The organism is Pseudomonas sp. GL-R-19, assembly GCF_019956375.1.
GTDB lineage: Bacteria > Pseudomonadota > Gammaproteobacteria > Pseudomonadales > Pseudomonadaceae > Aquipseudomonas.
In genome coordinates, this window is record NZ_JAHBDJ010000020.1 from 1 (window position 1) to 25887 (window position 25887).

Consider the following 25887-nt stretch of genomic DNA (forward strand, 5'->3'; position numbering starts at 1 on the left):
CTTGCGAAAGCCTTCATTGCCGTTGATATAAGCCTCAATGGCCGTAATTTTGAACTGAAGCGAAAACTTGCCCATGGAAACACCGCCAAAAGTCAGGGTTGGTGTCCAACTTTTGGGGTGCAGTCCAGCCCTCCCCGCAGCGCATCGCCCGGCAACGGATTGAAAGAGCTGGCGCGTTTCCTGCAAGTCCCCCTCATATCGCCATAAAACGAGCACTTCCGGTGAGCCCGGTCGTGCCCTGAACGGCGGCAGGTTTAACCCGGATGGCCCGCAAAAGCTTGATACAGCTTGGCTGAGCCCTGTGACGAACAAGAGGGGAAGGGATGAAGGCAGTTATTTTGGCGGGTGGCCTGGGTACGCGGATCAGCGAAGAGTCGCACCTCAAGCCCAAGCCAATGATCGAGGTCGGCGGCAAGCCAATTCTCTGGCACATCATGAAACAGTACTCCGCTCACGGGATCCACGATTTCGTGATCTGCCTTGGCTACAAGGGCTATGCGATCAAGGACTTTTTCGCCAACTACTTTCTGCACACCTCCGACGTCACGTTCGACATGTGCAACAACCGCATGGATGTTCACCAGAACTACAGTGAGCCATGGCGCGTCACGCTGATCGACACCGGGGAAGAGACCATGACCGGCGGCCGTTTGCGCCGCGCCCGACGCTACCTCGAAGACGAACAGGCGTTCTGCTTTACCTACGGCGACGGCGTGTCGGACCTCAACATTGGCGCGTTGGTGGATTTCCATCTCCAGCACGGAAAACTGGCGACCGTCACCGCGGTACAGCCACCCGGCCGCTACGGCGCGCTCAATCGCGATGGCGACAAGGTCCTGGGTTTCACCGAAAAGCCTCGCGGTGATGGTGGCTGGATCAATGGCGGGTTCTTTGTCCTGTCGCCCAAGGTGCTGCCGTTGATCGACGGCGACGACACCTCGTGGGAGTCCGGTCCGCTGGATGGCCTGGCCGAGCGCGGCGAGCTCATGGCGTTCCAGCACGACGGTTTCTGGCAACCGATGGACACCCTGCGTGACAAGAACCACCTCGAGGCGTTGTGGCAGAGCGGGGAGGCCCCATGGAAGCAATGGGACTGAGCCCGCAATTCTGGCGCGGCAAGCGGGTGCTGGTCACCGGCCACACCGGTTTCAAGGGCAGTTGGCTGACGTTGTGGCTGCAAAGCCTGGGTGCCGAAGTCAGCGGGTTTTCCCTCGACCCGTCCACCGAGCCGAGTCTGTTCGAACTGGCGCGGGTGCATGAAGGCATCAACGATCAGCGCGGCGACTTGCGCGACCTGGGCGCTTTACTGGAACTGATCGCCGAGACCCGGCCGGAAATCGTCCTGCACCTGGCGGCACAGCCGCTGGTGCGCGAAGGTTATCGCGACCCGTTGGGCACGTACTCCAGCAACGTCATGGGCACGCTCAACCTGCTCGAAGCGATCCGTCAGGTCGGTGGCGTGCGTGCCTGCGTGCTGGTGACCACCGACAAGGTCTACGCCAACCAGGAATGGCTGTGGCCGTACCGCGAAAACGAAGCGTTGGGCGGTCACGATCCCTACAGCAGCAGCAAGGCTTGCTGCGAGTTGTTGGCGCAATCCTATGCCGCCTCATTCTTTGCGCCTGAAAAGCATGCCGAGCATGGTCTGGCGTTGGCCACGGCCCGTGCCGGCAACGTACTCGGTGGTGGCGATTTTGCCCCGGAGCGGTTGATTCCCGACGTGCTGCGGGCATGGTCGGCGGATGAGCCGGTGACCTTGCGCTATCCGCAGGCGGTACGCCCATGGCAACACGCGCTGGAACCGCTGGCCGGCTATCTGCAACTGGCTGCCGGCCTGTATGAGCAAGGTCCGCAATTCGCCGGGGCGTGGAATTTCGGTCCCGGCGAAGCGGACATGTGCAGCGTCGGCGAGGTGGTCGAACTGCTCGCCAGCCGCTGGCCGCAAGCACGCGGGCTGCGCATCGAACCGAGCGATTTGCATGAGGCCGGCCTGCTGCGCCTGGACAGCAGCCGTGCCCGTCAACTGCTCGGCTGGCAACCGCGCTGGTCGTTGCAGCAATGCCTGACCCAAACCCTGGATTGGCATCTGGCGTGGCAGAACGGCGATGACATGCGCGCCATCAGCCTGGCGCAATTGAACCTGTACCGAGGCGCGCTGTGAGTGAATTTCTGCTGAAGGCGTTGCCGCTGAGCGGTTTGTTCAGCGTGCAGCACAAACGCTTCGAAGACGAGCGCGGGCACTTTTCCCGGTTGTTTTGCGAGGACAGCCTCGGTGCGTTTGGCCAGGCGTTTCATATCCGCCAGATCAATCACTCCTGCACCCGCGAACGCGGCAGCGTGCGTGGCCTGCATTACCAGAATACCCGCGCGCCGGAAGCCAAGTTGATCACCTGCCTGCGCGGTGAAGTCTGGGATGTCGCGGTGGATCTGCGTCCCGACTCCGAGACCTTCCTGCACTGGCACGCCGAACACCTGCGTGCCGGTGATGGCCGCAGCCTGTTGATTCCGGCCGGGTTCGCCCACGGCTTCCAGACCCTGAGCGGCGACGCCGAGCTGCTTTACCTGCACAGCAACGACTACATGCCGGAACACGAAGGCGGTTTGTCGGTGCTCGATCCACGGCTGGCGATTGCCTGGCCGTTGCCTGTCAATAATCTGTCGGTGCGCGATGCAAGTCATCCGGCGCTCGATGAACACTTCGCCGGAGTGCGTCTATGAACTGCCGTGGTTGCGCCACTGCGCTGACCCTGCCGCTGATCGACCTGGGCACCTCCCCACCGTCCAATGCCTACGTGCGTGTCGACCAGCTGGAGCAGGCCGAACAATGGGTGCCGCTGAAGGTTGCCGTGTGCCAGCAATGCTGGCTGGTGCAAACCGAGGATTACACCAGCGCCGACAGCCTGTTCGATGCCGAGTACGCCTATTTCAGTTCGTTCTCCAGCACCTGGCTGGCCCATGCCGAGCGTTATGTGGCCGAGATGGTCGAGCGCTTCGGCCTGAGCGCCGACAGCCGCGTGGTGGAAGTCGCCGCCAACGACGGTTACCTGTTGCAGTACGTGGCCGGGCGCGGCATCCCTTGCCTGGGCGTCGAGCCAACCCGCAGCACCGCGCAAGCGGCGCGGGAAAAAGGCCTGGAGATTCGTGAACTGTTTTTCGGTCGCGACACCGCCGCGCAGCTGAAAAGCGAAGGCTGGGGCGCCGACCTGATGGCCGCCAACAACGTGCTGGCGCATGTGCCGGACATCAACGATTTCCTCGGAGGTTTCGCGACCCTGCTCAAACCGACCGGCGTGGCGACTTTCGAATTCCCGCAGCTGCTGACCCTGATGGCCGGCCAGCAGTTCGACACGCTGTACCACGAGCATTATTCCTACCTGTCGCTGACCGCTGTGCAGACCTTGTGCGAGCGCAATGGCCTGCAAGTGTTCGACGTCAGCCAGCTCCCGACCCATGGCGGTTCGTTGCGGGTGTTCGTGCAGCGACTGGACGGCAAACGTCGCGAAGTACAACCGGCGGTCCGGCAACAGCTGCAGGACGAACTCGCCGCCGGGGTGAAAACCCCTGAGTTCTACTCCACCCTGGCGCCCGCCGCCGAGCGCATCAAGCATGACCTGCTGCGCTTCCTGTTACAGGCCAAGGCTGACGGCAAGCGTGTGGTCGGCTACGGCGCCGCCGCCAAGGGCAACACCCTGCTCAACTACGCCGGGGTCAAGCCGGACCTGCTGGCCTGGGTGGCCGATGCCAATCCGCACAAGCAAGGCAAGTACCTGCCCGGCAGCCGCATTCCGATCGTGTCGCCGGCGCGGATCGACATCGAGAAGCCGGACTACGTGCTGGTACTGCCGTGGAACCTGCTGGATGAGATCACCCAGGCCTTTGCCGGCATTCGTGCATGGGACGGTCGTTTTGTCATTGCCATTCCCGAGTTGATCATTCGATGAGCCGAATTCATTACACCAAACCCAGTGTCGGTGAGCTGGAAGCTGACTACGTACTCGATGCCGTCCGCCATGGTTGGGGAGAGCGCTGCTACGAGTACCTGACGCGCTTCGAAAAGTCCTTTGCCGAGCACGTGGGTGCGACGTACGCGATTGCCACGTCCAGTTGCACCGGTGCGCTGCACATGGGCATGGCGGCGCTGGGCATCGGTGCCGGCGATGAGGTGATCCTCGCCGATACCAACTGGATCGCCTCGGCCGCGCCCATCACCTATCTGGGCGCGACGCCGGTGTTCGTCGACGTGTTGGCCGACAGTTGGTGCCTCGACCCGCAGCAGGTTCGCCGGGCGATCACCCCACGAACCAAAGCGATTCTGGCGGTGCACCTCTACGGCAATCTCTGCGACATGGACGCGTTGCTGGCCATCGGTCGCGAGTTTGGCCTGCCGGTCATCGAAGACGCCGCCGAGGCGATTGGCTCGCAATGGCGCGGCCAGGCCGCCGGTTCGCTGGGCGCGTTCGGCGTGTTTTCCTTTCATGGCACCAAGACCATGACCACCGGCGAAGGCGGCATCTTCGTGACGTCGGACAAGGCTCTGTATGACCGTGTGCTGACCCTGTCCAACCATGGCCGCGTGGCCGGCAGCAGCAAACAGTTCTGGCCGGATTTCCTCGGTTTCAAATACAAGATGAGCAACCTGCAAGCCGCCGTCGGTTGCGCGCAGGTTGAGCGGATCGACGAGTTGATCGAACGCAAGCGAGCGATCTTCGCCCACTACGCCGAGGCGCTGGCGTCGTTGCCGGGCTTGTCCATGAACCCTGAACCGGAACATGCGCGCAACGGTTACTGGATGCCTACCGTGGTCTTTGACCGCGAGCTGGGGATCACGCGGGACATGTTGATCGCCGCCTTCCAGGCCGCCGATATCGATGCGCGGGTGTTCTTCTGGCCGCTGTCGTCCTTGCCGATGTTCAGCGAACTGACGGCTGACTCGCCCGTGGCGCATGCACTGCCGGAGCGCGCGATCAATCTGCCGAGTTACCACGACATGACCAATGACGATCAGCATCGGGTCATCGAGGTGCTGCGCGCGCTGGTACTCAAAAGGGCGCGGCTATGAAGGTTTACCTGTTGGGGGCGGCCAATCCTGAAGCGGTACGGATGATCCTCACCCTGCAACGCAGCCAGCCGGACGTGCAGTTCGCCTTTCTCGATAACGACCCGGCCAAGCAAGGCACGCTGTTTCATGGCGTGCCGGTGGTGGGTGGCACCGACAAGGTGGCCGAGCTGAAAGGCCCCGACACACGCTTTGTCAATTTGATCACTGGCAGCACGGCGCTGCGTTACCGGACCACCTGCGAGATCGTCGAGGCCGGCGGCACCCTGGGCAACTTCATCCACCCGGGCATCGATCTGACGATGATCACGGTGGGTGTCGGCACCTATCTGCAAGAGGGCGTGATCATGCAGGCGCAAGTCAGCCTGGGTGACAACACCAGTATCAGCGCCGGCAGCGTCGTCGGGCATGAAGGGCAGGTCGGCCATTCGGTGTTCATGGCGCCGGGGGTCTGCATTGCCGGTTGTGTCGAGATCGGTGACGGCACCTTTATCGGCACCAACGCCACGATACTGCCGCGATTGCGCATCGGTCGTTGGGTCACCATCGGTGCGGGTGCCGTGGTGACCAGAGACGTTCCAGACTATGCGGTTGTGGTGGGCAGCCCCGCCAGGACCATCAAGACCAATCCAGCTTCCTTTCAAGACGGTCGGGTTTTCAAGTAACCACCGCGACTAATTTCCGGAGAGTCTGTAATGAATCCTCATGAGCAGTTTCGTGAAGAAGTAAAAGAGAACATCGAAGGCCTGCAACAGGACAAAGCCTTGCAAGCCACGTCGCTGGATTGGGTTGGCACGACCGCCAGACATAAGTACACCTACAACTTCAGCTGGATGGGCCGCCCGATCATTCAGTTCCCCCAGGACATGGTCGCCATGCAGGAGATCATCTGGGCGCTGCGGCCGGACATCATCGTCGAGACCGGTATCGCCCACGGCGGCTCGCTGGTGTTTTACGCCTCGATGCTGGAGCTGATCGGCCACGGCGAAGTGCTGGGTGTCGACATCGATATCCGCCAGCACAACCGTGAGGCAATCGAAGCGCACCCGATGAGCAAGCGGATCCGGATGATCCAGGGTTCGAGTATCGATCCGGCGATCGTCGAGCAGGTCCGCCAGCGCGTCGAAGGCAAGACAGTGCTGGTGGTCCTGGATTCCAACCACACCCACGAGCACGTACTGGAAGAACTGCGGGCCTATGCACCGATGACCTCGGTGGGCAGCTACTGCGTGGTGATGGACACCGTGGTGGAAGACATGCCCGAAGACGCCTTCCCGGACCGCCCGTGGGGCAAGGGCGACAACCCGAAAACCGCGGTATGGGCCTACCTGGAAGAAAACCGCGATTTTGAAATCGACCCGGCCATTCACAGCAAGCTGCTGATCACCGTCGCACCGGACGGCTATTTGCGTCGCGTGCGGTAATCGACAAGACATCGTTGGTTTTTTTCGGCGATACGCCGTTGTGGGGAAAGGTATGCAAGGCAAGAACAATTCTGGACACGGGTTGGCACTCAACGAACAGTTGACCGTGGTGCTGATGTCTCACGAGCGGCCGGCATTTTTGCGCCGGGCGGCACGTTTCTACAGTGGCTTGCCTTGCAGGATTCTGGTGCTGGACTCTTCGGCCGAAGGCCAGCCAAGCCTGGCCGGTCAGTATGAAAATGTGGATTACCAGCATGTCCCGCAGTTTGGCTACTGGGGCGTTCGCGCCAAGCTGGCCTTTGGCGTGGAGCAAGTGACCACGCCGTTCATGGTGTTCGCCGCCGACGATGACTTCCATGTGCACGACGCCCTGCGCGCAGCCGTGGCGTTCATGGAGGCCAATCCCGACTACGGCCTGTGCCACGGTTACAGCATGATGTACCTGTCACAACCCAACAGCGTCAGCTACTTCCGGCGTGACAAGAAGGTCTGCGAAGACTATTCGTCCGAGCACGCCGAGGAGCGTGTGCTCGATTACATGCACCAGTACCTGCCGCCTTTTTATGCCGTACAGCGCACCGACCTGGTCCGTGACTGGTATCAGGTGATGCCGCAGGATACGTCCTTCCAATGGCAGGAAATCGGTCACACCTATTACATGCTGGCGCGGGGCAAGGCGCGGATTCTGCCGATCCCGTATGTCGTGCGGGAGATGAACTACGGGTACTCGGACCACAACACCGAGATCTTCCACACCCTGGCTCATGCCGATGCCAAGTCGGTGGCCGAACGCGAGGCCTTTGCCGCGTTCCTCTTCGGGCTGCCGACTCAAGTTCAAGGCGAGAACCCGGAGCAGGGCCAGCAGTTCGCGCTGCAAAGCTTTGAAGCCCTGGCCGATAGCTTGCGCACCGGTCGCGCACTGACCACCGAGCTGATTTTCGAGTCCGCCTGGACGAGCGTCGAGAAAGGCCCGGAGCGCCGTTTCGGCCCCAGGCAATACGTCGAAATGCCGTTCTACAATCAGCCGTTTTTCGATCAGCTGAGCCAGTTCGAATTCCTGTTGCATGCCATGCCGGCCGGTCGCGTTCAATTGGCTGGCCTGGAGGGTATCTGGACCCGTCAGCAGAGCCTGATGCTGGCGCGTAACAATGACACGCCGGAAAGTGTGGTCGACCGTTTGTGGCAGGCCCACGACAGCAACGTCTTCAACCGCACAGTGGTCAAGCGCCTGGTGGCTCAGTTGGAGCTGCTGGGCGAAGACGAAGAGGCGCAGACCCTGCGCGACTGGGCTGCGCGTCTCGAGGCCGTGTCGGTCGAGGGCAATGGTGCGACGTTCGACAAGATGCTCTCCGGTCGTTTGCTCAAGTGGCTTGCGCCCCGTCAGCCCGATGCCCATGAGGCCGAGTCGATCGCCCAACACCTGGCGGCCAACGACGGTGGCCCACAGTTCGGGATTTTCCTGCTGGACCTGGATAACGATATCGACAAGCTGCAGGTCAGCCTCGACAGCCTGCTCGAAGGTCACAGCAAGGCGTTCAAGATCGTGGTCTTCACCACCGGTGAAGCACCGGCGGCGACCACGGCGCAGAACACCCTGCACTTTGTCCGGGTGACCCAAAGCAATTACGTCGACAAGCTGAACCAGAGCGCGCGTCAGTCGACCTGCGATTGGTTGCTGCTGGCCGAGGCCGGCGATGAGTTCACCGCCGGTGGCCTGTTGCGCGCCAGCCTGGAACTGCTGTCTGCCGCGCAGTGCCGTGCCGTCGCCACCGACGAAATCCAGCGCACTGCAGAAGGCGCGCTGGTGGATGTGTTCCGTCCGGGCTTCAACCTTGATTTGCTGCAAAGCCTGCCGGCCTTGATGGCGCGTCACTGGTTGATCCGGCGGGAAGTGTTCATTGAAGTCGGCGGCTACCAGCCTGACTTCAGCAAGGCCCTGGAGTTCGACTTGCTGCTGCGCATCATCGAGCAAGGTGGCCTCAACGGGCTGGCCCACCTGGACGAACCGTTGCTGATCAGCCGGGCACCGGTGCTGGAAGAAAACGCCGATGAGCGCCTGGCGTTGCTGCGCCACTTGGGCAACCGTGGCTACAAGGCCAAGATCACGTCGGCAGTACCGGGCACCTGGCAGGTCGATTACCGCCACACCGAGCGCCCGCTGGTGTCGATCATATTGCCGGCCGGGGACGACCTGGCAGCGCTGCAACAGTGCCTGCAAGCTGTGTTGCTGCGTACCCGCTACATCCAGTACGAAGTGCTGATCGCACTCAACCCGAATCAGTCGGCCGAGGTCAATGACTGGCTGGGTACTTACCAGCATCCAAAAGTCAGCGTGCTGCGTGCCGACCAGACCCTGAGCGACGCGGCGTTGTACAACGCCGCCAGCCAGCAGGCGCAGGGCGAGTATCTGGTGCTGTTGGCCGCCGACAGTGAAGTGGTCAACCCGAACTGGCTTGAGTCGCTGCTCAATCACGCCCAGCGTCCGGAGGTCGGCGTGGTCGGTCCCAAGTTGATCGACCGTGATGGCAAGGTCACTCAGGCCGGCCTGATTCTCGGCATGAACGGTGGTGTGGGCTCAGCCTTTGTCGGTGAAAAGCACGACACCGAAGGTTACTTGCACCGGTTGGCGCTGGAGCAGAACTACTCGGCGGTGTCGAAGGTGTGCCTGATGGTGCGTAAAGCGTTGTTCGACGAGCTGGACGGTCTGGACAGCGTGACCTTCGCCGACGGCTTGAGCGACGTCGACCTGTGCCTGCGGGCCGGACAGGCCGGTTACCTCACCGTGTGGACGCCACTGGTACAGGTCATTCATTCGGGGGAAGTGCCACAGGTGCCGCAGGCCCTCGATGCGCTGCGTGACAAGTGGGCGGCAGCCTTTGCCCAGGATCAGGCCTATAACGCCAATCTGGCCTTGAACGGCAAAGGCTTTGGCCTTGGCGAAAGTGCTTCGGTGAACTGGGCGCAGATGCTCGGGTAGGCCCGGCGAAAAGGTATAAGGGACTCAAGGCATGTTCAACGGTAATTCGATTTTCATCGCAGGCCGGACCGGTTCGTTCGGGCGTCAGATCATCCGGGACGCGCTGGTGCGTGTCTGGTTGCCAGCATGATTCCTTACGCTCGGCAAAGCCTCGATCAGGCGGACATCGACGCTGTGGTCGGCGTATTGCAGTCTGACTGGCTGACCCAGGGGCCGACCATCGAGCGCTTCGAGCGAGCCATGGCCGAACGCTGCGAGGCCGGTTTTGCCGTGGCGGTGTGCAATGCCACGGCGGCCCTGCACATCGCTTGCCTGGCGGCGGGGCTCGGCCCGGGCGATTGGCTGTGGACGACACCGAACACCTTTCTCGCCTCGGCAAACTGCGGTCGCTACTGCGGTGCCGAGGTGGATTTTGTCGATATCGACCCGCTGACCTGGAACCTCGATGCCGCTGCGCTGGCCATCAAGCTGGAACGGGCCGAGCGTGAAGGCCGACTGCCGAAAGTACTCGTGGCCGTGGCGTTCTCGGGGCAGAGCTGCGACATGCGCAGGATTGCCGCACTGGCCAGGCGCTATGGCGTTACGGTGATCGAAGACGCGGCCCATGCCGCCGGTGCGTCCTATGCCGGGCGCCCGGTGGGGTGTGGCGAATTTGCGGCGATGACTGTGTTCAGCTTTCATCCGGTGAAGATCATCACCAGTGCCGAGGGCGGCATGGTCATGACCAATAGCCCGGAACTCGCCGAGCGTTTGCAACGCTTGCGCAGCCACGGCATGACCCGGGATCCGCAGCAGATGACCGGACCCAGCCACGGCCCCTGGTACTACCAGCAGGTGGAGCTCGGTTTCAATTACCGCATTACCGACCTGCAGGCGGCCCTCGGTTTGTCGCAGTTGAATAAGCTCGATGAGTTTATCGAGCGTCGGCGTGAGCTGGCGGCGCGTTATGAGCGCTTGCTGGCGTATTTGCCGCTGACCCTGCCCAGCGCACAACCTGAGGCCGAGTCGTCATGGCATCTGTATGTAGTGCGCCTGCAACTCGATCAGATCAATCTCACGCATCGTGAGGTGTTCGAAGGCTTGCGAGCTGCCGGGGTCGGGGTGAACTTGCACTACATTCCCGTGCATTTGCAGCCTTACTATCGTGATCTCGGGTTCGCCGAAGGTGATTTTCCGCAGGCCGAACGTTACTACGCCGAAGCCATCAGCCTGCCGTTGTACCCGTTGCTCAGTGATGAGCAACAAGACTATGTGGTCGAGCAGATGCGGCAGCTGATCGAAATAATCCAGCCATTGCGGCGGGTGGGAAATGTGTGATGCGTGAACTGACCGAGCAGGAAACTTTCTGGCAGGGCGAATTCGGCAACCAGTACGTTGATCGCAATGTCGGACAGCCGCTGGTGGCAGCTAACCTGGCGTTGTTTGCCAAGGCGCTGACACGGGTCGGGTGCATCGACAGCCTGGTGGAGCTGGGCACCAATGCCGGCAACAACCTGCAGGCATTGCGGCGGCTGTTGCCGCGCTGCGAGTTGTTCGGCGTGGAGATCAATGCCAGCGCCTGTGCTGCTGCCCAGGCCTTGGGTATCGCACAGATCTGGCACGGCTCGCTGTTCGATTTTCCCCGCGAACGCACCTTCGACCTGACCCTGAGCAAAGGCGTGCTGATTCACCTGGAACCGCAGTTGCTGCCGGCCGCGTACGCGCAACTGTATGAGCTGAGCCAGCGCTACATACTGATCGCCGAGTACTACAACCCGGCGCCGGTCGAAGTCCCGTATCGCGGCAATAGCGGCAAGTTGTTCAAACGCGATTTTGCCGGTGAAATGCTCGATCGATACGACGACCTGCAACTGGTCGACTACGGTTTTGGCTACCACCGCGATCGGCAATTCCCGGTGGATGACATCACCTGGTTTGTCCTGGAAAAACGCCGTTGAACAACGTCGCCATCATCCCGGCCCGTGGTGGCAGCAAACGCATACCCCGCAAGAACCTCAAGCCGTTCGCCGGTGTGCCGATGATTGCCCGATCGATTCAGGTTGCCCTGGAGTCCGGGTTGTTTTCCCGGGTGGTGGTCAGCACCGACGACGAGGAAATCGCCGGGTTGGCGCGGGACTGTGGCGCCCAGGTGCCCTTTATGCGCCCGGCGGCACTGGCCGATGACTTCACGGGCACCGCCGCGGTGATCGCCCATGCCCTGCAGGCATTGCGTGAACAGGGTGACGAGTTTGCTCGCGCCTGTTGCATCTACGCGACCGCGCCGTTGTTGCAATCGCGATTTCTGGTCCAGGGACTGAGCCTGCTGGAACGGCATCCCGACAGATCTTTCGCCTTCTCGGTGTGCGACTTCGGCTTCCCGGTTCAGCGAGCCCTGACCCTTGATGATCACGGTGCATTGACGGCACTGTATCCGCAGTATCGAGACACCCGCTCCCAGGATTTGCCGAGCGCCTACCAGGATGCCGGGCAGTTCTACTGGGGCCGCAGCGACGCCTGGCTGCGTGGCGAGGTGTTGTATTCACCCAGCAGCCTGCCGGTCCTCCTGCCGCGTCATCTGGTGCAGGACATCGACACACCGCAGGACTGGACACGCGCGGAGTACCTGTATGCCGCGCTGAAAGCCGGAGGTGAACTGCAATGAGGGTGCTGATTCGCTCTGACGCCTCGCCGACCATCGGCAGCGGCCACATCGCGCGTTGCCTGTGTCTGGCCCGCGTATTGCGCCGGCAGGGCAGTCATGTGGCTTTCGCCTGTCGCCTGCTACCGGGGCATCGACTGGAGGCGCTGCGGGCCGAAGGTTTCGAAACCTTCGCGCTGCCCGAACGCTACAACGACGAAGACCCGCGGCAAGCCATCGAATCCATGCTGCCCTGGCAGGCGGACATCGCCGCGCTCGAGCCGTTGCTGGAGCTCCAGCCGGCGTTCGACTGGATCATTGTCGACCACTACGGCCTCGATCATCACTGGCAGACGGCCGCGCGGCGCTTTGCGCCATGGATTGCCGTGGTGGATGACCTCGCCACGCGGACCTACAGCGCCGACTTGCTGTTGAACCAGAATCTTTCGGGTACGCCAGAGGCTTATACCTCGCTGCTGGCGCCAGGCTGCCGCACATTGTTTGGCCCCCGGTTTGCCATGTTGCGCGACGAGTTCCGTTGCCCGGCCATCGAAATCAAGCCCCAGGCCCGGCGTGTGCTAGTGAACTTCGGTGGTTTTGACGCGGCCATGCAGACCCATCATGCAATGCTGGCGCTGGCGGACTTTGCCGAGCTGGAAGTCGATTTTGTCGCCGGTGCGGGTAATCCGGCCTGGGCGCAGATGCAGGCGTTGGCGGCCAGTCGCCCGCATTGGCGGCTGCACAGTTTTGTCAGCGACTTCTATCGATTGATGACCGAAGCCGACCTGTTTGTCGGGGCGGGTGGCGGCACCAGTTGGGAGCGGGCGGCCATGGGGCTGCCGACGATTTGCATTGCCGTATCGAACAACCAGCAGGCCAACGGCGAGGTCATGGCGGCCGCGGGCGCCCATGTGTTCATGGGGGCTCGCGAGCAGGTCAGTGTCGAGCAGCTGCGCCTGGCCATTGGCTTTGTCACGGGTAACCAGGGTTTGCGCCAGAGCCTGGCACAGCGGTCGCGACAACTTGTCGATGGCCGGGGTGCGCAGCGGGTAGCGGTGGCGCTGGCCGGCGCGGTGCTGAGGATGCGCCCGGCGACCCTGGGTGATGCGCAGTTGTTGTTCGACGGGCGCAACACCGAGGCCGTGCGCCGCTGGTCGCTGGAGACCGGCGTGATCGAATGGCCTGCGCATCAAAACTGGCTGGCCACGAGCCTGAACAATCCCCGGCGGCTGCTGTTGATTGCCGAGGCCGATGACGGTCCGGTCGGTGTGCTGCGTTATGACCTGCGTGGCTTTACCGCCCAGGTGTCGATTTATCTGTTCGAAGGCCGGTTCGGCCTGGGCTGGGGCAGGGCGCTGCTGGCCCGCGGGGAAACCTTTGTGAAGGCCCACTGGCCGGAACTTCAGTCGCTCACCGCCCAGGTGTTGCCCGCTAACCAGCCGTCGCTGAAGGTTTTTCGCGAAGCCGGTTTTACCCAGAGTGCCTGCGCGTTCACGCGCGTATTGAAGGATCACGCAGATGACTAGCTTCAAGATTGGCGAGCGCCTGATCGGTGCCGATGCGCCGCCTTTCATCATTGCCGAGATGAGCGGCAACCATAACCAGTCCCTGGACATGGCACTGCAAATCGTCGAGGCCGCGGCCAAGGCCGGTGCCCATGCATTGAAGCTGCAGACCTACACCGCCGACACCATGACCCTGGACCTGGCCGAAGGCGAGTTTTTCATCAAGGACCCGAACAGCCTGTGGGCCGGTACTTCGTTGTACGCGTTGTACGAGAAGGCCCATACGCCCTGGGAATGGCATGCGCCGATTTTCGCTCGCGCCAGGGAACTGGGCCTGCTGGCGTTCTCCACGCCATTCGATGAGAGCGCCGTGGACTTTCTCGAAAGCCTCGACGTGCCGGCCTACAAGATCGCCAGTTTCGAAAACACCGATTTGCCGCTGATACGCCGGGTGGCTGCGACGGGCAAGCCGCTGATCATTTCCACCGGCATGGCCAGCATCGCCGAGCTCGATGAAACCGTGCGTACCGCCCGCGAAGCCGGGTGCAAGGATCTGGTGTTGCTCAAATGCACCAGCACCTATCCGGCATCTCCCGCGAACAGCAATGTGCGCACGATCCCGCATTTGCGGGAATTGTTCGATTGCCAGGTGGGGCTGTCCGACCACTCCATGGGCGTCGGTGTGTCTGTGGCGGCGGTGGCACTGGGCGCAACGGTGGTGGAAAAGCATTTCACCCTCGAGCGTGCGGCCGGTGGCGTCGACGCCAGTTTCTCGCTGGAGCCCTCGGAGCTGGCCAGCCTGGTGATCGAAACCGAACGCGCCTGGCAAGCCATGGGGCGCGTGCGTTACGGCGTCACCGAGGCGGAGCGCCAATCCCTGGTGTACCGTCGATCGTTATATGTCACCCAGGACATGGAGGCCGGCGAGCCCTTCAATGCAACAAATCTGCGAGCCATCCGTCCGGGTCTCGGGCTGGCGCCCAAGCATGCGCAAAGCCTCCTGGAACGCCGTGCCCGTCAGGCTATCAAGCGTGGAACACCACTGGACTGGTCGTTGGTCGAATGACCCATTGCCGGACTGATTCGGCAAAATAGCGTGACCTGCGAGTCATAACGGGCATCTTCACTGTATTGTATTGACCGGGAAGATGGCGCCTGACCCTTTATCGGGTTCAGTGATAGCCCTTCACGCTTCCCGGCCGTCGCCTTGGGGCGACAGAAATCCAGGTTTGTCGGCGCCCCTCGATTCCTGCGGGTGGTGGTATTGGGCTGTTTATTATTGGGAAGCCGTAATGATTGGCATAAAGAGCATTGCGAGCTACGTTCCTGTAGCCGGCGTGGACAATTACGCACAAGGTGCAAAATTCGAGAAGGATGAAGAATTCATCCTGGGCAAGATCGGTTCGGCTTTCCTGCCGCGCAAGGGCGTTGATCAGGAAACATCCGATCTGTGCGTTGAAGCGGCCAATGCGCTGTTTGCCGGCAACCCTGATCTGAAACGTGAATCCATCGACGCGTTGATTATCGTCACCCAGAACGGTGACGAAGAAGGCCTGCCGCATACCGCGGCCATCGTGCAGGACAAACTTGGCCTGTCGACCAACGTCGCCGCGTTCGATATTTCCCTGGGCTGTTCCGGTTACGTCTACGGCATCTATGCGATCAAGGGCTTCATGGAGGCCGCTGGCCTGAAGAACGGCCTGCTGATCACGGCCGACCCGTATTCGAAAATCGTCGACCCGGAAGATCGTAACACCACCATGTTGTTCGGCGATGCGGCCACCGCGACCTGGATGGGTGAAAACCCGACCTGGGCACTGGGAAAGGCCAAGTTCGGCACCGACGGTTCCGGCGCGCCACATTTGAAAGTCACCGACGGCGTGTTCTTCATGAATGGCCGCCAGGTGTTCAACTTCGCACTGCTCAAGGTACCGGCGCATTTGCATGAGTTGCTTGGAGAGTCGCAACTGAGCGCCGACGACATCGACGCGTTCTGTATTCACCAGGGCAGCGCAGCGATTGTCGATGCGGTCGCGCGGCGTTTCGAAGAATGCCCGCAGAAGTTCATCAAGGACATGGTCGAGACTGGTAACACGGTGTCGTCGAGCATTCCGTTGCTGCTGGAAAAGCATATCCTCGATTCCGAATGGAAGCGCGTTGCGCTCAGCGGTTTCGGTGTGGGGCTGTCATGGGGTTCGGCGATCATCTATCGCCCTTGAGTGAAAGTTTTTTAATAAAAAGGCCGGTACAAAAAAGCGCTCAAGGGTTAACCTTGAGCGCTTTTTTGCTTGTAAGGAATGCGAGGTAGCATGAGCGAATGCTTTGAAGACAATGCTCAGGTTATCCAGCGGCGCTGGCCGTCGCTGTATGCGCGATTGAATACGGAAGATCGCCTGATCGTCGATGTCGACCTGATCGAAGGGCGGGACTCTACGTTGTGTGTGGGTGGCATCCAGCTCACCAGCCGCCATGATCGCCTGCGCGAGGCCCGTTTGCAGGCCGCCAGCCTCCCGCTCGACAAGGCACAGCTGCACGTTTACGGCACCGGCTTCGGCGATTTGCCTTCGGTTTTGCTGGAGCGCGCCGGGCTTGAAAAGCTCTATGTCCATATCCTCAACGGCGCGCTTTTCGCGCTGGTGTTGCAGCTGATCGATCAGCGTCAGTGGCTGGGCGATCCGCGTGTGCAATTGCTGTATGCCGGCGATCTGTCGGACATCTGCACCCCGTTCTTTGCATTGCCTGCCGAGATGCTGCTGGCGGATGACTTCAGTGCGAAGATTCGTGATCGCCTGGTCAGCGAAGTGCACTTGAGTTTCAACAATCGTGAGTTCGACCCGCAGTCTCCCGTCATTCAGCAGCGCTTGCAGGACACCCTTGAAGTGCTGCTCGCCGATGATGATGTGGCACAGCTGTTTGGCACGTGTTCCGGGCGTGAAATCTATGTGATCGCCACAGGGCCCAGCCTTGAAGGGAATTTCGAGCGTTTGGCAGCGGTGCGCAATCAAACGCCGCGACCGCTGCTCATCAGTGTAGATACCGCTTACCGGCCCCTTCGCGAGCACGGAATCAAGCCTGACCTGGTCGTGAGCATCGATCAGCGCATCAGCGTGCTGCACTTGCCGGGCGAGGGCTCCGAAGGCATTCCGCTGGTGTACTTGCCTTTGAGCGATCCGCACATGCTGAAAGCCTGGAAAGGCAAACGTTATGGCGGTTATTCCGCCAGCCCGATCTACGCCGCGTTGCGTGAGCAACAGCCGCGTGCGCAGCTCTACGTCAGCGGCAGCGTGATCCATCCGGCGGTCGATCTGGCGGTGAAGATGGGCGCGCAGCGCATCACGCTTTTCGGTGCCGATTTTTCCTTTCCGATGAACCGGACCCATACCGGTTGGAACGATGGTGACCTGGGGCCGCCAGTGAACCAGGCCAGGCACTGGGTGCACGATGGTCATGGGCAAAAGGTCAAGACACAGCTGAATTTCCGCAGTTACCTGTGTGAGCTCGAGCGTTACATTGCCAGGCATCCTGAGGTGCTTTTTTTCAACAGCAGCCGGGCTGGGGCAATGATTACCGGTACGCAGTTCAATCAGGATTTCGTGCAATGAAGCCGCCAGTGAAAGGCATCGATGAGTACCGGCAGTGCGCAGGGCTTTTTCGCCTGGGCCGTGATGTCGAAGCGGCATTGAACATGGTCGATCTGTTCGATGAGGCGCAGCGACTGTTTGCGCAGGCGCCCCGGGATGTTCAGCAGGCCTGGGCCTTGATGCTCAGACAGATGCTGGCCTGTCAGGAGCGCCAGGATTGGCTGGGGCTCGCCGACTTCATGGAATATGAGTTGGTCGAGCTGCTCGAAAACCTGCCGGACTGAGGGGCAGCGACAGCTTTGGTACGGGCGTTTGTGGGCTGGACAGTTTTATGGCGTCATTTTTTCGTGGTTGAGGGGCGCTGAGCCCTTGTTTTCTCGGGGGTGGCAGGGTGATGGCATTTTTTTTAAAAAAAGCCCTCAAGCAACCTGCCTACCCGACGATAACTATTACGAAGGTTCTCTAGGCCATACCCGGCGGTTGCCAGGGCCGGAAGCCGCAGTACCCAACCAACGAGGAATTCGTCATGGCTTTAACAGTAAACACCAACACCACGTCGTTGAACGTTCAGAAGAACCTGAACCGTGCTACCGACGCTCTGTCGACTTCGATGGCTCGCCTGTCTTCCGGCCTGAAAATCAACAGCGCCAAAGACGACGCCGCTGGCCTGCAGATCGCAACTCGCATGGCCGCACAGATTCGTGGTGGCAACCAGGCAGTGCAGAACGCCAACGACGGTATCTCCGTTGCCCAGACCGCTGAAGGCGCGCTGCAAGCTTCGACCGACATTCTGCAGCGTATGCGTGAACTGGCTGTTAAAGCACGTAACGGTACCAACAGCACTGCTGACCAGACCGCTACCAACTCCGAATTCGCTCAGATGTCTGACGAAATCACCCGTATCTCTGCCTCTACCAACCTGAACGGCAAAAACCTGCTGGACGGTTCGGCTGGCACCATGCAGCTGCAAGTTGGCGCCAACACGGGTTCGGCCAACCGCATCGACCTGGTATTGAGCTCCAAGTTCGACGCCGTATCCCTGTCCGTAGGCAGCGGTACTGTTGTTCTGACCGGTGCAACTTCCGCTACCCTGTCTGCCAACATCGACAACGCGATCACCGCAATCGACGCCGCTCTGGCATCGATCAACGCCACCCGCGCAAACCTGGGTGCTTCGCAGAACCGTCTGACCAGCACCATCTCCAACCTGCAGAACATCGTGGAAAACACCACTGCTGCACAAGGCCGTGTACAAGACACCGACTTCGCCGCAGAAACCGCGAACCTGACCAAGCAGCAAACCCTGCAACAGGCTTCTACCTCGGTTCTGGCTCAAGCCAACCAACTGCCTTCCGCTGTACTGAAGCTGCTTCAGTAATTTCGGAATGAGTTTGAGCGGGGGAGTGTGCTGGTCACGCTCTCTCGCTTTTTACGTTAAGAGGTGATGGGCATGGAGATGAGCGTAAAGCTTGGCGTGTCTTATCCGGCTCCCCAGCCAGCGAGCACCGTTTCGGATAAAGCGCCGGAAAAGCCTGAAACCGCCAGCGTCACTCCAGCGGCGGATAAGAAACCGGAGGCGGATGGCGTCCACCTGAAGCAGGCGGTGCAGCAGATCGAAAAGTTTGTACAGTCGATCAAGCGCAATCTGGAGTTCTCGATAGACGAGCAGTCCGGAAAGGTCGTCGTCAAAGTGATTGCAAGCGAAACGGGTGAGGTCGTGCGACAGATCCCCTCCGCAGAAGCCCTCAAGCTGGCAGAAAGCCTGAGCAATGCGAGCCACGTATTGTTCGACGCCAAGGTCTGATTAGCTGGCATGAATAGTGTCTGTACGTTCTTTGAGCGCAGGTAAAGGTCAAAAGAGTGGCAGCAACCTGAAGGGAGACGAAAAATGGCAAGTCCAATTTTACCGGGTACGGGCTTAGGCTCTGGCCTGGATATCGGTGCGATCGTCACTGCGCTGGTCAATGCCGACAAATCGGCGAAACAGACGCAGATCGATACTCAGACCAAAACCAACACGCTGAAGATTTCCGGTGTCGGTTCCCTGAAAAGCGCACTGACGGCCTTTCAGACGGCGCTGACCAATCTCGGTAGCAAGACCAATCCTGTGTTTGCAGGCTATAACGCCACTTCGGGTACCCCGTCGATTCTCGGTGCGACTTCCGACAACACCGCCGTTGCCGGTACCTACAGCGTTGTTGTGAATAACCTGGCCACCAGCTCGAAAGTCGCCAGTGCGTCTTTTGCCGGCGGTGCGGCCAGTGCCATTCCGAGTGGTACCTTGAAAATCAGTCAGAATGGCACTGATTACGATGTCACGATTCCAGCCAATGCGACCCTGCAGAGCACCCGGGATGCCATCAACTCCGCGCAGGCGAGTAACGGTATTTCTGCCAACATCGTGACCGACAGCAGCGGTGCGTCACGGCTGGTGATCAGTTCCAGCAAGACCGGCGCGGGTTCCGACCTTACGGTCAGCGGTATCGCCGGCCTTGATATCGACGGCACCCAACCGATGGGCGCTAACCCTTCGGCTACCAGTTCGGGGGCTGTCAACGGGGTTGCGGTGGATGCATCGCTGACCATCGATGGCCTGGCAGTGACCAGCAAGAGCAATACGGTGACCGGCGCAGTCAGCGGCCTGACCCTGAACCTGGCGTCCGCGAGCCCGGGTACGCCGCCGGCTGCGGCGACCGTCACCGTCGCGACCAACACCACCGGTTTGCAGACGTCGATCCAGTCGTTCGTTGACTCCTACAACACCCTGATGAACACCATCAACTCCCTGTCCAAGGCGACAGCGGATGCCGATGGCAACCTGACGGTTCAGGCGGCGTTTACCGGCGACTCGATGTCGCGCACACTGATTTCCGATATCCGCGGCGTGCTGACGGCTCCCGGGGCGGGCGGTCCATTGGCCGTGCTGTCGCAGATCGGCGTGTTGACGAACGAGAAAACCGGCAACCTGGCGTTCAACACCACGGCGTTCAACGAGAGGATGGCCATCAACGGCATGAGCGGCCAGATGCAGCAGTTGTTCAACGGTAGCAATGCTACCAACGGCCTGCTGGCGCGCATGGGCACTGCAATCAAGCCTTATGTGCAGACGGGCGGGTTGCTGGACCAGCGCAATACCAACCTGCAGAGCGTGAGCAAGAACCTTTCAACCCAGCAGACTGCGTTGGACTTTCGTGTCGCCAACATGACCAAGACGTTGACCGCCAAATACAACGCAATGGACCTTTTGGTCGGGCAAATGAAGGCGACGGCGACGAACATCACCTCGTTCTTCACTTCCTTGAACGCCCAGAAGTCCAACAGCTAGTTTTAAGCTGTCGACAAAACCCGGCTACGCATTTTCGCGTGTGCCGGGTTTTTGTCTTTTGATCTAAAGTTTCCCGGTGCGCGGACGATACACTGGCTATACGAGTCATTGTGGTAATGAGGTAGAACATGAATCCAATGTTAGCCCTTCGGCAGTATCAGAAAGTGGGGGCGCACGCCCAGACGTCCGAAGCAAGTCCGCATCGTTTGGTACAGATGCTCATGGAAGGTGGCCTGGACCGGATCGCTCAGGCCAAAGGCGCGCTGGAGCGCAAGGACATTCCTGGCAAGTGTGTATCGATCAGCAAGGCGATCGGCATCATTGGTGGCTTGCGTGAAGGCCTGGATCTTGAAAATTGCGCCGAAGCCGTGGGCGAACTCGACAGTCTTTACATCTACATGATGAAGCGTCTGGCCGAGGCGAACATCAGCAACGATCCGAAGATTCTCGATGAGGTCGCGGGGTTGCTGCGCACGGTGAAAGAAGGCTGGGACGGCATTGCTGAGCCAGGTCCGCAGTTCTAGGGAGATCGCCATGAGTCTTGTATTGCAGCGAATAGAACAAACTCGAGAAGCGCTGGTCGGTGCTCTGGCCGAGCGCAACTGGGAGGCTATCGGTCAATTGGACCTGGATTGCCGTTCCTGCATGGAAGACGTCTTGAGCGAGGCTTCGCTGGACGAAGAAGTTCTGCGTGGCAATCTTGAGGAGTTGCTGTATGTCTACAAGCAGCTACTTGAGGTAGCGATGGGGGAGAGGCAGGCGATAGTCGATGAAATGTCTCAGATCCAGCAAGCGCGGAACGCAGCAAAGGTTTACCATCTGTTTGGATAATTAACCCCAAGTTAATCCAGATATGTGCGCCATAAATTTGACTGTGCACGGTTTTTTGACTTAACTAGTGGCTGGTTCCAGATTTCAGTCGTCTTCAGGCATAACGTGTCTGCAAGCGTCTAGCTTGCCCCAGCATTTTGGGCATTGAGTTGACTAGGGAAGTTGCTATTGCATGTGGCGTGAAACCAAAATTCTGCTGATTGATGACGATAGCGTCCGCCGCCGCGACCTGGCGGTGATTTTAAATTTTCTCGGTGAAGAAAATTTACCCTGCGGTAGCCATGACTGGCAGCAGGCTGTCGGCTCTTTGTCATCAAGTCGTGAAGTAATCTGTGTCCTCATCGGGACGGTCAATGCTCCTGGTGCACTTCTGGGCTTGTTAAAGACACTCTCGACCTGGGATGAGTTCCTTCCGGTTTTGTTAATGGGCGATAATTCTTCCATTGACCTGCCGGAAGACCAGCGTCGTCGAGTGCTTTCAACCCTGGAAATGCCGCCCAGCTACAGCAAATTGCTCGATTCGCTGCACCGTGCCCAGGTCTATCGCGAGATGTACGACCAGGCCCGCGAGCGCGGTCGTCATCGCGAGCCCAATCTTTTCCGCAGTCTTGTCGGCACCAGCCGGGCGATTCAACACGTCCGCCAGATGATGCAGCAAGTCGCCGATACCGATGCCAGCGTGCTGATCCTCGGTGAGTCCGGAACGGGCAAGGAAGTGGTTGCGCGCAACCTGCATTACCATTCCAAGCGCCGCGAAGCGCCGTTCGTGCCGGTCAACTGCGGGGCGATCCCGGCCGAGTTGCTGGAAAGCGAACTGTTCGGTCATGAGAAGGGTGCCTTCACCGGGGCGATCACCAGCCGCGCCGGTCGATTCGAGCTGGCCAACGGCGGCACCCTGTTCCTCGATGAAATCGGCGACATGCCGCTGCCGATGCAGGTCAAGCTGCTGCGCGTGTTGCAGGAGCGTACCTTCGAGCGCGTGGGCAGCAACAAGACCCAGAGCGTCGACGTGCGCATCATTGCGGCGACCCACAAGAATCTCGAAAGCATGATCGAGATCGGCACCTTCCGCGAAGACTTGTACTACCGCTTGAATGTGTTCCCGATCGAGATGGCGCCGCTGCGTGAGCGCGTCGAAGACATTCCGCTGCTGATGAACGAGCTGATCTCGCGCATGGAGCACGAGAAGCGCGGGTCGATCCGGTTCAACTCGGCGGCGATCATGTCGCTGTGCCGGCATGCCTGGCCGGGCAACGTCCGCGAACTGGCCAACCTGGTGGAGCGCATGGCGATCATGCATCCCTACGGTGTGATTGGCGTGGTCGAGTTGCCGAAGAAATTCCGCTACGTCGATGATGAAGACGAGCAGATGGTCGACAGCCTGCGCAGTGATCTGGAAGAGCGTGTGGCCATCAACGGTCATACACCGGACTTCACGACCAACGCCATGTTGCCTCCGGAGGGCCTGGACCTTAAGGACTACCTCGGTGGTCTGGAGCAAGGCTTGATTCAGCAGGCGCTGGATGATGCCAACGGCATTGTGGCGCGCGCGGCCGAGCGGTTGCGTATCCGTCGCACCACGCTGGTGGAAAAGATGCGCAAGTACGGCATGAGCCGTCGTGATGGAGACGAACAGGCGGATGATTGACGCCTGTTTTTCAAATCATTCATTTATAAGAAGTTTTTTTTAGGCACGGGTATTGCTACGTCCCTCGCAACGTTCCGTTTCACTGACGGTCAGCCAAGCGAGAGAGCACAATGCCCCAAGCCGCCCAGATGTCTCCTGTCCTTGATGCTTCGCGGCAACCGTCGTCCGTAGAGCAGGCGAGTCGGCTGGGCCTTGAGCAGGCATTCGCACTGTTCTATCAGATGTCCACTCAATTGACTGATTCCTACAGCATGCTTGAAGCCCGGGTAACCGAGCTCAAGGGTGAGCTGGCGGTGGTCAGCGCCCAGCGCATGCAGGAGCTGGCGGAAAAGGAACGCCTGGCCAACCGCCTGCAAAACCTCCTTGATCTGTTACCCGGCGGTGTCATTGTCATTGACGCCCAGGGCATCGTGCGCGAAGCCAATCCGGCGGCGTGCGAGTTGCTGGGGCTGCCGCTGGAAGGTGAATTGTGGCGCCACGTCATTGCCCGCTGTTTTGCGCCGCGCGAAGACGATGGCCATGAAGTCTCCCTCAAGGATGGTCGGCGCCTGTCGATCGCCACGCGCTCGCTGGATGCCGAGCCCGGCCAGTTGGTGCTGCTCAATGACCTGACCGAAACCCGCCATTTGCAGGATCAACTGGCCCGTCATGAGCGTCTGTCGTCATTGGGGCGCATGGTCGCTTCATTGGCTCATCAGATACGCACGCCGTTGTCCGCTGCGTTGCTGTATGCCAGTCATTTGACCGAGCAAGAGCTGCCGGTCGCTACCCGGCAGCGCTTTGCCGGGCGCCTCAAGGAGCGCCTGCACGAGCTGGAGCACCAGGTGCGCGATATGCTGGTGTTCGCCCGGGGCGAGTTGCCGCTGACCGACCGCGTGACGCCAGGACAATTGATGCAATCGTTGCAAGCGGCGGCGCTGACCCACGTACAGGATCTGCCGATCCGCTGGCAGTGCGACAGTCACTCGGGGGAGTTGCTGTGCAATCGCGACACCCTGGTCGGCGCGATCCTCAATCTGATCGAAAACGCCATTCAGGCTGGTGCCGGTCAATTGCGCCTCAAGATTCACCTCTACACCCGTGGCAACAGCCTGCGCCTGTGCGTCAGCGACAGTGGCAGCGGTATCGACGCCGCTGTTCTGGCGCGATTGGGCGAGCCCTTTTTTACCACCAGGGCCACCGGCACAGGCCTTGGCCTGACCGTGGTCAAGGCGGTGGCGCGTGCTCATCGGGGCGAATTGCAGCTGCGCTCGCGGCTCGGTCGCGGCACCTGCGCGCAGGTGATTCTGCCGTTGTTCAGCAGCGCTCAAGGAGCGGAGTGACGCAGATGGCTATCAAGGTACTGCTGGTCGAGGACGACCGCGCGTTGCGCGAGGCACTGGCTGATACGCTGCTGCTCGCGGGGCATGATTACAAGGCGGTGGGGTCGGCAGAGGAGGCGTTGCTTGCCGTCGGCGGCGAGGCCTTCAGCCTGGTGATCAGCGACGTCAATATGCCGGGCATGGATGGCCATCAGTTGCTGGGCATGCTGCGTGCACGGCAGCCGCAGTTGCCGGTGTTGCTGATGACGGCTCACGGTGCGGTCGAGCGTGCGGTCGATGCGATGCGCCAAGGGGCGGCGGACTATCTGGTCAAGCCATTCGAGCCCAAGGCGTTGCTCGATCTGGTGGGGCGGCATGCCCTGGGCAGTCTCGGCCTGACCGAGGGCGAAGGGCCGATAGCATTCGAACCAGCGAGCGCGCAGTTGCTCGAGTTGGCGGCACGGGTCGCACGCAGCGATTCCACGGTGTTGATCTCGGGTGAGTCGGGCACGGGCAAGGAAGTGCTGGCGCGTTATATCCATCAGCATTCTCATCGCGCCAATCAGCCGTTCATCGCGATCAACTGCGCAGCGATTCCGGACAACATGCTCGAAGCGACGTTGTTCGGTCACGAGAAGGGTTCCTTCACCGGCGCCATTGCCGCGCAAGCCGGCAAGTTCGAGCAGGCCGACGGCGGCACCATTTTGCTCGATGAAATTTCCGAAATGCCCCTGGGGCTCCAGGCCAAATTACTGCGTGTGCTGCAAGAGCGCGAGGTCGAAAGGGTTGGCGCGCGCAAACCGATCACGCTGGATATTCGCGTAGTCGCCACTACCAATCGCGACCTGGCGGGTGAAGTGGCGGCGGGGCGTTTCCGCGAGGACCTCTATTATCGCCTGTCGGTGTTTCCCCTGGCCTGGCGCCCGTTGCGCGAGCGCACTGCCGATATCCTGCCGCTGGCCGAGCGTCTGCTGGCCCGGCACGTCAATAAAATGAAGCATTCGCCTGCCAGGTTGTCGCCCGAAGCTCAGGCGTGCCTGATCGGTTATCCATGGCCGGGTAACGTTCGTGAGCTGGACAACGCGATTCAGCGTGCGCTGATTCTGCAGCAGGGCGGCTTGATCCAGCCGCAGGATTTCTGCCTCGCCGGGCCGGTGGCTTGCGCGCCACTGCCTGGGTTGGCGCAGGCGCCGGTACGCCCCGTGGAGGTCGAGTCCGAGTCGGCCGGTGCGCTGGGCGATGACCTGCGTCGCCGTGAATTCCAGATGATCATCGATACCTTGCGCGCCGAGCGCGGTCGTCGCAAAGAGGCGGCCGAGCGCCTGGGCATCAGCCCGCGAACCCTGCGCTACAAGCTGGCGCAGATGCGCGATGCCGGCATGGATGTAGAGGCGTATCTGTTCGCCACCTGATTTTTACTGTGTAGGAGCGAGCCTGCTCGCGATGGTCGTGAACGATATTGCGGGGCGGCAGGATAAGCGCGACAGCCTTGAGTCCATCGCGAGCAGGCTCGCTCCTACAGGAGGGGGGCGTAAGGAAGGGCTTTTGTGAAACAAGGCCATGGAGCTGGCACCCTTGTTGCTAACACCTCGTTACCCGCCGAGTGAGTGTCAAAAAATTGC

The 25887-nt window shown here is 60.6% G+C and carries 25 protein-coding genes; all 25 read left to right on the plus strand.

Going from position 1 to position 25887, the window contains the following annotated elements:
• Positions 1-207, plus strand: a 207-nt coding sequence (locus tag KGA83_RS11795) for a hypothetical protein (protein WP_223529774.1), incomplete at its 5' end; no start/stop codon positions are given.
• Between the two features lie 116 nt (positions 208-323).
• Positions 324-1097 (plus strand): glucose-1-phosphate cytidylyltransferase, encoded by a 774-nt coding sequence (gene rfbF / locus KGA83_RS11800; protein WP_108218616.1) that lies wholly within the window; start codon positions 324-326, stop codon positions 1095-1097.
• Complete coding sequence (gene rfbG / locus KGA83_RS11805; protein ID WP_108218617.1) at positions 1079-2161, plus strand: CDP-glucose 4,6-dehydratase; 1083 nt, start codon at positions 1079-1081, stop codon at positions 2159-2161. The genes rfbF and rfbG overlap by 19 nt, the downstream gene beginning before the upstream one ends.
• Complete coding sequence (locus KGA83_RS11810; RefSeq protein ID WP_223529776.1) at positions 2158-2718, plus strand: dTDP-4-dehydrorhamnose 3,5-epimerase family protein; 561 nt, start codon at positions 2158-2160, stop codon at positions 2716-2718. Before rfbG ends, KGA83_RS11810 begins: the two co-directional genes overlap by 4 nt.
• Positions 2715-3941, plus strand: coding sequence for a class I SAM-dependent methyltransferase (locus tag KGA83_RS11815; RefSeq protein ID WP_223529778.1), 1227 nt, complete (start codon positions 2715-2717; stop codon positions 3939-3941). Before KGA83_RS11810 ends, KGA83_RS11815 begins: the two co-directional genes overlap by 4 nt.
• The gene (locus KGA83_RS11820; RefSeq protein ID WP_223529780.1) at positions 3938-5059 is read left to right on the plus strand and encodes a DegT/DnrJ/EryC1/StrS family aminotransferase; all 1122 of its coding nucleotides are present in this window, start codon (positions 3938-3940) and stop codon (positions 5057-5059) included. The genes KGA83_RS11815 and KGA83_RS11820 overlap by 4 nt, the downstream gene beginning before the upstream one ends.
• A complete protein-coding gene (locus tag KGA83_RS11825) occupies positions 5056-5721 on the plus strand; it encodes an acetyltransferase (protein WP_108218621.1) in 666 nt (221 codons plus the stop codon). The genes KGA83_RS11820 and KGA83_RS11825 overlap by 4 nt, the downstream gene beginning before the upstream one ends.
• 30 nt (positions 5722-5751) lie before the next feature.
• Positions 5752-6480, plus strand: a complete 729-nt coding sequence (locus KGA83_RS11830; RefSeq protein ID WP_108218622.1) for a cephalosporin hydroxylase family protein — start codon at positions 5752-5754, stop codon at positions 6478-6480.
• A 52-nt stretch (positions 6481-6532) separates the two neighbouring features.
• Positions 6533-9457 (plus strand): TIGR00180 family glycosyltransferase, encoded by a 2925-nt coding sequence (locus KGA83_RS11835; protein ID WP_223529782.1) that lies wholly within the window; start codon positions 6533-6535, stop codon positions 9455-9457.
• Positions 9458-9583: 126 nt separating this feature from the next.
• Positions 9584-10774, plus strand: a complete 1191-nt coding sequence (gene pseC, locus KGA83_RS11840) for a UDP-4-amino-4,6-dideoxy-N-acetyl-beta-L-altrosamine transaminase (RefSeq protein ID WP_115948124.1) — start codon at positions 9584-9586, stop codon at positions 10772-10774.
• The gene (locus tag KGA83_RS11845) at positions 10774-11394 is read left to right on the plus strand and encodes a pseudaminic acid biosynthesis-associated methylase (RefSeq protein WP_223529784.1); all 621 of its coding nucleotides are present in this window, start codon (positions 10774-10776) and stop codon (positions 11392-11394) included. The genes pseC and KGA83_RS11845 overlap by 1 nt, the downstream gene beginning before the upstream one ends.
• Positions 11391-12098 carry a pseudaminic acid cytidylyltransferase gene (pseF, locus tag KGA83_RS11850; protein ID WP_108218626.1) on the plus strand — a complete coding sequence of 236 codons (708 nt, stop codon included), beginning with the start codon at positions 11391-11393 and terminating at the stop codon, positions 12096-12098. Before KGA83_RS11845 ends, pseF begins: the two co-directional genes overlap by 4 nt.
• Entirely contained in the window at positions 12095-13600 is a 1506-nt protein-coding gene (pseG, locus tag KGA83_RS11855; protein WP_223529786.1) for a UDP-2,4-diacetamido-2,4,6-trideoxy-beta-L-altropyranose hydrolase, read from the plus strand. The genes pseF and pseG overlap by 4 nt, the downstream gene beginning before the upstream one ends.
• Positions 13593-14645 (plus strand): pseudaminic acid synthase, encoded by a 1053-nt coding sequence (pseI, locus tag KGA83_RS11860; protein WP_223529788.1) that lies wholly within the window; start codon positions 13593-13595, stop codon positions 14643-14645. The genes pseG and pseI overlap by 8 nt, the downstream gene beginning before the upstream one ends.
• A 226-nt stretch (positions 14646-14871) precedes the next feature.
• Positions 14872-15798, plus strand: coding sequence for a ketoacyl-ACP synthase III (locus tag KGA83_RS11865; protein WP_108218629.1), 927 nt, complete (start codon positions 14872-14874; stop codon positions 15796-15798).
• Positions 15799-15888: 90 nt separating this feature from the next.
• Entirely contained in the window at positions 15889-17181 is a 1293-nt protein-coding gene (locus KGA83_RS11870; protein WP_223529790.1) for a motility associated factor glycosyltransferase family protein, read from the plus strand.
• Complete coding sequence (locus KGA83_RS11875; protein ID WP_108218631.1) at positions 17178-17444, plus strand: hypothetical protein; 267 nt, start codon at positions 17178-17180, stop codon at positions 17442-17444. Before KGA83_RS11870 ends, KGA83_RS11875 begins: the two co-directional genes overlap by 4 nt.
• A gap of 242 nt (positions 17445-17686) precedes the next feature.
• A complete protein-coding gene (locus KGA83_RS11880) occupies positions 17687-18538 on the plus strand; it encodes a flagellin domain-containing protein (RefSeq protein WP_108218632.1) in 852 nt (283 codons plus the stop codon).
• A gap of 72 nt (positions 18539-18610) precedes the next feature.
• Positions 18611-18964 carry a flagellar protein FlaG gene (locus KGA83_RS11885; RefSeq protein WP_108218633.1) on the plus strand — a complete coding sequence of 118 codons (354 nt, stop codon included), beginning with the start codon at positions 18611-18613 and terminating at the stop codon, positions 18962-18964.
• A gap of 84 nt (positions 18965-19048) precedes the next feature.
• Positions 19049-20485 (plus strand): flagellar filament capping protein FliD, encoded by a 1437-nt coding sequence (gene fliD / locus KGA83_RS11890; RefSeq protein WP_108218634.1) that lies wholly within the window; start codon positions 19049-19051, stop codon positions 20483-20485.
• A gap of 128 nt (positions 20486-20613) precedes the next feature.
• Entirely contained in the window at positions 20614-21009 is a 396-nt protein-coding gene (gene fliS / locus KGA83_RS11895) for a flagellar export chaperone FliS (protein WP_108218635.1), read from the plus strand.
• 10 nt (positions 21010-21019) lie between these two features.
• Positions 21020-21316 carry a flagellar protein FliT gene (locus KGA83_RS11900; protein WP_108218636.1) on the plus strand — a complete coding sequence of 99 codons (297 nt, stop codon included), beginning with the start codon at positions 21020-21022 and terminating at the stop codon, positions 21314-21316.
• A gap of 172 nt (positions 21317-21488) precedes the next feature.
• Positions 21489-22964, plus strand: coding sequence for a sigma-54 dependent transcriptional regulator (locus KGA83_RS11905; RefSeq protein ID WP_108218637.1), 1476 nt, complete (start codon positions 21489-21491; stop codon positions 22962-22964).
• A gap of 128 nt (positions 22965-23092) precedes the next feature.
• The gene (locus tag KGA83_RS11910; RefSeq protein WP_223529812.1) at positions 23093-24286 is read left to right on the plus strand and encodes a sensor histidine kinase; all 1194 of its coding nucleotides are present in this window, start codon (positions 23093-23095) and stop codon (positions 24284-24286) included.
• A gap of 5 nt (positions 24287-24291) precedes the next feature.
• Positions 24292-25677 (plus strand): sigma-54-dependent transcriptional regulator, encoded by a 1386-nt coding sequence (locus tag KGA83_RS11915; protein ID WP_115948127.1) that lies wholly within the window; start codon positions 24292-24294, stop codon positions 25675-25677.
• Positions 25678-25887 lie beyond the last annotated feature (210 nt).